This window comes from Polyangium sorediatum (assembly GCF_029946465.1).
In the GTDB taxonomy this organism is placed as follows: domain Bacteria; phylum Myxococcota_A; class Polyangia; order Polyangiales; family Polyangiaceae; genus Polyangium; species Polyangium fumosum.
The window spans coordinates 23,705-29,704 of record NZ_JARZHI010000102.1 but is presented as its reverse complement, the minus strand read 5'-3'; the positions used below and the strand labels follow the sequence as shown (position 1 = coordinate 29,704).

The window sequence follows — 6,000 nt, the reverse complement described above, 5'->3', positions numbered from 1 at the left end:
TTCCAAACGTGACGCACACCACTCCTGTGCATCGTTCGAGCATGTCCGAAGGACGCACCGGGAGACCGTCGCGGGATTTGCGCGCGTCCGAAGGCGGAAACCTGCTTTCATGCCGTGATTTGCCGGCATCCAGGGCGAAATCTGGCGGAGGCGCGTCGCATTCCTGGCGCAGAGGAATCGGAACGAGCTGCGTCGCCATCGATGGCGGTGATCGTCCGCGACGACGGGCGAGCCTCTTCGATCCTCTTCTCCTGCGTCATTCTTGCCCCCTGCTCACGACCTGCTTGGGCTGTGGCGAGAGCGCATCCGGCCCATACCGCCGCAGAATCACAATCGCGCCCGCGATCACGCAGGCGTTCACCGCCCCGGCCACCATCCCATCCGCCCCGGCCACCGCCGTGTCGAACGCGCCGTGCCACAGCGCGGGGATGAGGATGCTGCCGCCGGTGCTGTTGTAGAGCCACGTCATCACCACCGAGCCAGCCAGGATGCTGATCAGGAAAGCGACCCACACCATGGGGTTGACGGGCATATTGTAGAAGAACGAGGGCACGTGCCAGAACGCCCAGAGCAGCCCCAGCAGCAGCGTGGCCGCGTAGGCCCCGCGCCCTTGCTGCAGGCGGGGCAGCATGAAGCCGCGCCAGCCCATCTCCTCGCAGAAGCCGAAGGTGAGCGTCCACAACAGCCAGGTGCCCAGCCAGCCAAGCTGGGGCAGCTCGGCGGCATAACCGAAGCCGCGCAGCGCGGTCATGTCGCCCCGGAAGAGCGAGAGGACCGCGCCCGAGGCCAGAAAGCACGCGCCGGGGCTGAGCAGCGCGAAGGCCAGCCAGCCCCAGCCGCCCTGCCAGGTCGTGGCCCGCCGCGCCAGGTCGCGCAGCCCGGCGGGGCCGCGTGTGGCCCATGTCATCCCCAGTGAGGCGGCGAGCGGGCCAAGCGCGCCCAGCACGTGCACCCAGGCGGGCAGCCTCCAGCCCACCGCGCCTACGGCGGCCAGCGCCAGCGGGATGTGGAAGGCCCATGTGACGGCGCAGGCCAGAACATAGAAGGCCAGCAGCGGGTGCTTTAACAATCTTCTTCTTCCGCTCCCCCGCGCGGCCTCCTCTTGGAAACCCTCTATCATTGACACAAGGGGGAGGGTACTGGTTCGTCTCGAGCCACGACGCCCTGACAAGCGACTGGAAAGATTCCGGTTCGTTGGAGGTGGGGACCCGGGGAGGGAGAATGGAGTGCTAGCCAAGGCTCCGCCCATGTCCTTTCGTTCGTGCAGGGAATGGGGTACGACATGCACCAGGAAGGGGAGCGGCAGATGATTCTCGTGATCGGAGCGACAGGGAATGTGGGCGGCGCGGTGCTCGCGCAGCTCATCGAGGCGGGCCAGAAGGTCCGCGTGCTCGTGCGCGACCCGGCCAAGCTCGGAGAGCTCGGCGGCAAGGTCGAGGTCGTAAAGGGCGATCTCACGAAACCCGAGACGCTCGACGCGGCGTTCGCGGGCGTGGACAAGGTGTTCGTCGTCCTCGCAGGGGACGACCTGGCGACGCTCGCGGGGAATGCGACGGACGCGGCGAAGAAGGCGGGCGTGAAGCACATCGTGATGCTCTCGTCGTCGACCGTCGTCGAGCCGTTCGCGACGCTGCTCGGCCAGTGGCACATCGAGGCCGAGGCGAAGATCAAGGCCTCGGGGCTCGCCTGGACGATCCTCCAGCCGGGGGCCTTCGCGTCGAATACGCTGCATTGGGTCGGCTCGATCAAGAGCCAGGGCGTGGTCTTTCAACCGACGGGCGACGGGAAGTCGGCGCCGATCGACCCGCACGACATCGCGGCGGTGGCCGTGAAGGTGTTGATCTCCCCGGGGCACGAGGGGAAATCGTACGTGCTCACCGGGCCGGAGGCGCTCAGCGCGGCAGAGGAGGTGGCGAAGATCAGCGCGGTGATCGGGAGGCCGCTCAAGTTCGTCGACGTGCCCGAGGCCGCAGCGCGCGAGGGAATGGTGAAGGCGGGCCTCCCCGAGGTGTTCATTCGTGCCGTCCTCGAAGCCCACGCCATGGTCAAGGCCGGGCATGGGGCGAGGATCACACAGACCGTCGAGGAGATCCTCGGGCGCAAGGCCCGGACCTTCGACGATTGGCTGAAGAGCCACGGGAAGGCGTTTCAGTAAGACCGCGGGGGGCGCGAAGGCGCGGACGTCAGCTCGCTGCGCCGTCGGGGAAGGACGCCCATTCCACGATGTGGAATGACACGCCTTGCGGCGACTTGAGCAAGGCGAAGCGCCCGACCCCGGCGAGCTCCGACACGGGAATGCAGAGCGTCGCGCCAAGCTCCACGGCGAGGCGCGCCGTTTCGTCGGCATTGGTGACCGCGAAGGACGTGCCCCAGTGCGGCGGGACGTCCCCCATGTGCTCCGGCATGAGCTGCATCGCGCCGCCGACGGGGACCTTGTCGAGCTTGAAGAGCGTGTACGTCATGCCGGGCACCGGACACTGGTCCTCCAGCTTCCAGCCGAAGAGCGCCGCGTAAAACGAGGTCGCTCGGCCCAGATCACTCGTGAGCGTCTCGTACCAGCTCGGCGCGCCGTGCGCGTGGCTGTCGACGTCGATGCCGTGCTGCTTCTTCGCCTGCCACACGAAGAAGACGGCGCCGTTCGGATCCGCGCACTGGGCCATCCTGCCGTTGTCGAGCATATCAAACACCGGCTCGGCGCTCCCGCCGAGCGAGGTGACCTTTGCGACGGCAGCGTCGGCGTTCTCGACCTTCACCATGACGCCGATGAACGGCGGGATGTCGGGGGGCATGTTCGGCGCCGAAAGATCCATGAGCGCGCCGGCCGTGCGGTCGCCGACGAGGATGTGCTGAGCGCCGGGGACGCCCGGCATCTCGCGGTACGTCCAGCCGAAGAGCGTCCCGAAGAACGCGCGCGCGCGCTCGGCCTCCGGGGTCATCAGGTTGATCCAGCAGAAATCGTGTGTTTTGCGCGTGCCCGTCGTCATCGTGGACTCTCCTTCGTTCCCCGTAGACCGGGCCCGCGGCGAAAAATCATCGGTCGCTCCGGAAAAAATCTCGGGCGGCCGGGCCGTGGCTCAGCGCACCTCCTCGCACGGACGTTTCGTCAGGTGCAGGTGCCAGTCCTCGCGCCATGCTTCGCACGCCTCCCGGGTCTCCGCGCAGAAATGGCGCCATTCATTCTCCTTGTCGCGGCGATAGGAATTGTACTCGTGGTAGTAGGCCGTGCAGAATGCGTTCGGCCGAGGGGCGCAGTTCGAATAGGTGGGGACCGATGGGCGTGGCGATACGAACCCGCATGAGCTGGGATTGAGCTCGCAGATGCCCTCCAGCCCCTGCGAATTGGTTTCCGGCTGCGGCGGCTCCTCGGATTCGGGGATCTCGTCGTCGCCTCCTCCTGGGCCGGCGACGGGGGTGTTTTCAGGGCGCATGCGGGAGGAATGCGGGGCTCGTTCCGGCACTTCGAGGAACTCGCGCTTCGCCTTGATCATGTTCGTGCGGTACGTTTCGCACGCGTCGCGCTCTCGTTTGCACCACGAGACGTCATGCGGCGTGATGGCATGCGCGCAGAACCAGACCTCGCCGTCCGGCGGCTCGGGCGCGCCCTCGGGCGGCGCGAAACGGGCGCGGCTCGGGCCGCAGCAGAGCCCCGCCACGGAGAGCACGAGGGAAAGAGCTGCCAGGTGGGGGCCACGCATGAGGCGATGCTGGCATGGACGGGGAGAAGCAGGCGACCCTTTTGTCCGCGAAACGGGTTGCGGTTCGTTGGGGGCTGGGAGCAGACTCCGACACACAAGCCTCCGGCGCTCGGCGGACATGAATCCCTACCGGAACCTGCACGCAGACAGCCCACGAGACCCGCCGGACCGATGGCGGAGGGCGCGCGCCGTGGCGGCGAACTACGGGCGTGACGAGGGCTGGTTCGTGGAATGGCGTGGAATCCGCGTCGCCGAACTGACCGATCGCCGCTGGGAGGACATGTTCTGGGATTCCTATCGATGCACGTTGCTGACGGAGCAGCCCGACCTCGTCCAGGCCCTTCAATCGAGCGGCTGGGACCCTCGTGAGGTGACGTTTCGAACCCGAACCACCGACCAGCCTGCCCCCCATGCATTCGCGAGTCACCCCCCGAGGGACGGCCGGGTGACCGTACGTTCCCTTTACGTGTCCCCCGACCTCACCTGGAAGGAGCGCGCCTTCCTCCTGCTTCTTCGCCTCGGCCTGGTGAAGTGAGCGCTACATCTTCTTGCGGTCCGCTGCACGCGGCCGCGCGCGTCGCTCCTCCACGTCGGCCATGTCGATACGAAGTCCCCCGGCGAGGTACGTCTCCAGGAACCCGAGCCGGTCATTGCCCCAGAAAATCTGGTCGTCGACGAGGAACGTCGGCACGCCGAAGACGCCCTCGGCGAGCGCCTGCTCGGTGTTCTGGCGGAGGCGCTCCTTCACCGCGGGATCCTCGGCGGCGGCGAGCAGCGCGGCGCCGTCGAGGCCCGCTTCGTCGGCGATGGCGCGGAGCTCGGCGTCGTTCATCAAGTCGCGGCCGTTTTCCCACGTCGCGACGATCAACGCGCCGGCGAGGCGGCGCCGCGCGTTCGGATCGTCGAGGGCCGCGCACATGCGCTGCGCCTTCAGCGGATTGAACGGATGCGCCGGCGGACCGGCACAACGAAGCTTCAACGTCATTGCCCAGCGCGCCACGTCCTGCAGCAGGTGGACGCGCTTCGACGCGATCTCCGCGGGTCCCTTGTTCCCATTGGCCTGGAGCAACCCCGCGAACAGCACGGGCTGGAGGTCGAAACGCGCGCCCGTGCGCGCCTCGACCTCGTGGATCTGCGTCCATGCGAGCCAGACGTAGGGGCTGATGACGTCGAAGTAAAACCGGACGGTACGCATGCCGGAGAACGGTAGTACGTACCTACGCGACTGTCGACGTGGAGCGGAGAATCAACCTCCGGTGCCGGATTGACAGGAGGTGTTGATTGCGTCGACCAGCGGCGACTCCCGCTTCACGGCCGTACCGAGCGCGGACGTTGCCGCATTGGCCCCGTGGACGTCCTTCGCTTCGATGGCACGCGCCAGGTCTCGCGCGGCCTTTGCGGTGGCGTGTACCATGTCCCGGTAATCGGCCACCTTTCGGACCAGCTCGGGCTGCGTCACGGGCACGGCCTCGATATCCCGGCCGACGCTGTCCATCACGTCGGCCATCGCGCGGAGCTGCTCTGTGTCGCGCGCATCTTTCGTCTCGTCCTGGGACGTGTTCAGCTTCTGCATGCCGCCGTTGATCACCTCGATGACGGCGTTGCATTCTTTGACCATGTCGTTCGCGCCCTCGGAATCCGCCGTCTTGCCGGGGCCGGCGCTCGCCGCGCACGCGGTGACGAGGAGGGATGCCACGAGGAGCCAGGAAGACGAATGGCGCATGCCCGAGGACGGTAGTCGTCCAAACACGCCCGCGTCAACCGGGACGAAGGCCGCGCGTGATTCCTCCCTTCCCCGGCGCGGGAAGACCGTGGTATTTCCCCACGCTCATGCGTCCGGACCTCCCGACGAACGATTCCGGCTCCGATGGCTGGCACCAGACCGGGGGGCACACCTATCGGTGCGAGAGCGCGGGCATCGTCTTCATCCGCGTCGCGGGTGATCTCGCCGAGGAGGACATCGCCGCCTTCTTCGACGCATTCGCGCACCTCTGCGACACGAGCGGGCTCGCGCACGTGTTCTGGCTCGTTGATCTCGGGCGCCTCGGCGCCATCACCCCGGAGGCGCGCACGCGCGCGGCGAAGACGCCGGTGCGGCCCGAAAACAAGGGCATGGTGCTCTACAATGGGACCTTCCGGCAACGCATGGCCGTGACGCTCGTCGACAAGGCCACGTCGCTGCTTCAACCCAAGGCCCCTCCGCTCGTCACCTTCGGCACGGAGGCAGAGGCGCGCGCCTGGATCGACAAACGCAGGCGCGAGCTCGCGGCGCGCGGCGACCGGTGACGAGTCGCGGCGGCCTGCG

General features: G+C 67.5%; 9 protein-coding genes. 3 read left to right on the top strand and 6 right to left on the bottom strand.

What is annotated here, in order from left to right; all coding sequences use genetic code 11:
• Together QHF89_RS46340 and QHF89_RS46335 are read right to left on the bottom strand one after the other, a co-directional pair.
• A partial coding sequence (locus QHF89_RS46340; RefSeq protein WP_284721848.1) for a hypothetical protein occupies positions 1-199 on the bottom strand: 199 nt, incomplete at its 3' end.
• Positions 200-256: 57 nt separating this feature from the next.
• A complete protein-coding gene (locus QHF89_RS46335; RefSeq protein WP_284721847.1) occupies positions 257-1,069 on the bottom strand; it encodes a CPBP family intramembrane glutamic endopeptidase in 813 nt (270 codons plus the stop codon).
• 213 nt (positions 1,070-1,282) lie between these two features.
• Between QHF89_RS46335 and QHF89_RS46330 the strand changes: the two genes are divergently transcribed.
• Positions 1,283-2,155, top strand: coding sequence for an SDR family oxidoreductase (locus QHF89_RS46330; RefSeq protein WP_284721846.1), 873 nt, complete (start codon positions 1,283-1,285; stop codon positions 2,153-2,155).
• Between the two features lie 28 nt (positions 2,156-2,183).
• Here QHF89_RS46330 and QHF89_RS46325 read toward each other — a convergent pair whose 3' ends face one another.
• A complete protein-coding gene (locus QHF89_RS46325; RefSeq protein ID WP_136973045.1) occupies positions 2,184-2,984 on the bottom strand; it encodes a VOC family protein in 801 nt (266 codons plus the stop codon).
• Between the two features lie 90 nt (positions 2,985-3,074).
• Positions 3,075-3,695 carry a hypothetical protein gene (locus QHF89_RS46320; RefSeq protein ID WP_136973046.1) on the bottom strand — a complete coding sequence of 207 codons (621 nt, stop codon included), beginning with the start codon at positions 3,693-3,695 and terminating at the stop codon, positions 3,075-3,077.
• Between the two features lie 118 nt (positions 3,696-3,813).
• Here QHF89_RS46320 and QHF89_RS46315 point away from each other — a divergent pair, with 118 nt between their 5' ends.
• Positions 3,814-4,230: a hypothetical protein gene (locus QHF89_RS46315; RefSeq protein WP_136973047.1), complete on the top strand. Its 417-nt coding sequence runs from the start codon at positions 3,814-3,816 to the stop codon at positions 4,228-4,230.
• Positions 4,231-4,233: 3 nt separating this feature from the next.
• Here the strand turns inward: QHF89_RS46315 and QHF89_RS46310 are convergent, their stop codons facing one another.
• Positions 4,234-4,890 (bottom strand): 2-hydroxychromene-2-carboxylate isomerase, encoded by a 657-nt coding sequence (locus QHF89_RS46310; RefSeq protein ID WP_136973048.1) that lies wholly within the window; start codon positions 4,888-4,890, stop codon positions 4,234-4,236.
• Between the two features lie 51 nt (positions 4,891-4,941).
• A complete protein-coding gene (locus QHF89_RS46305) occupies positions 4,942-5,418 on the bottom strand; it encodes a hypothetical protein (RefSeq protein WP_136973049.1) in 477 nt (158 codons plus the stop codon).
• Between the two features lie 107 nt (positions 5,419-5,525).
• Here QHF89_RS46305 and QHF89_RS46300 point away from each other — a divergent pair, with 107 nt between their 5' ends.
• On the top strand, positions 5,526-5,981 hold the full coding sequence (locus tag QHF89_RS46300; RefSeq protein ID WP_284721845.1) for a SpoIIAA family protein: 456 nt from the start codon (positions 5,526-5,528) through the stop codon (positions 5,979-5,981).
• Positions 5,982-6,000 lie beyond the last annotated feature (19 nt).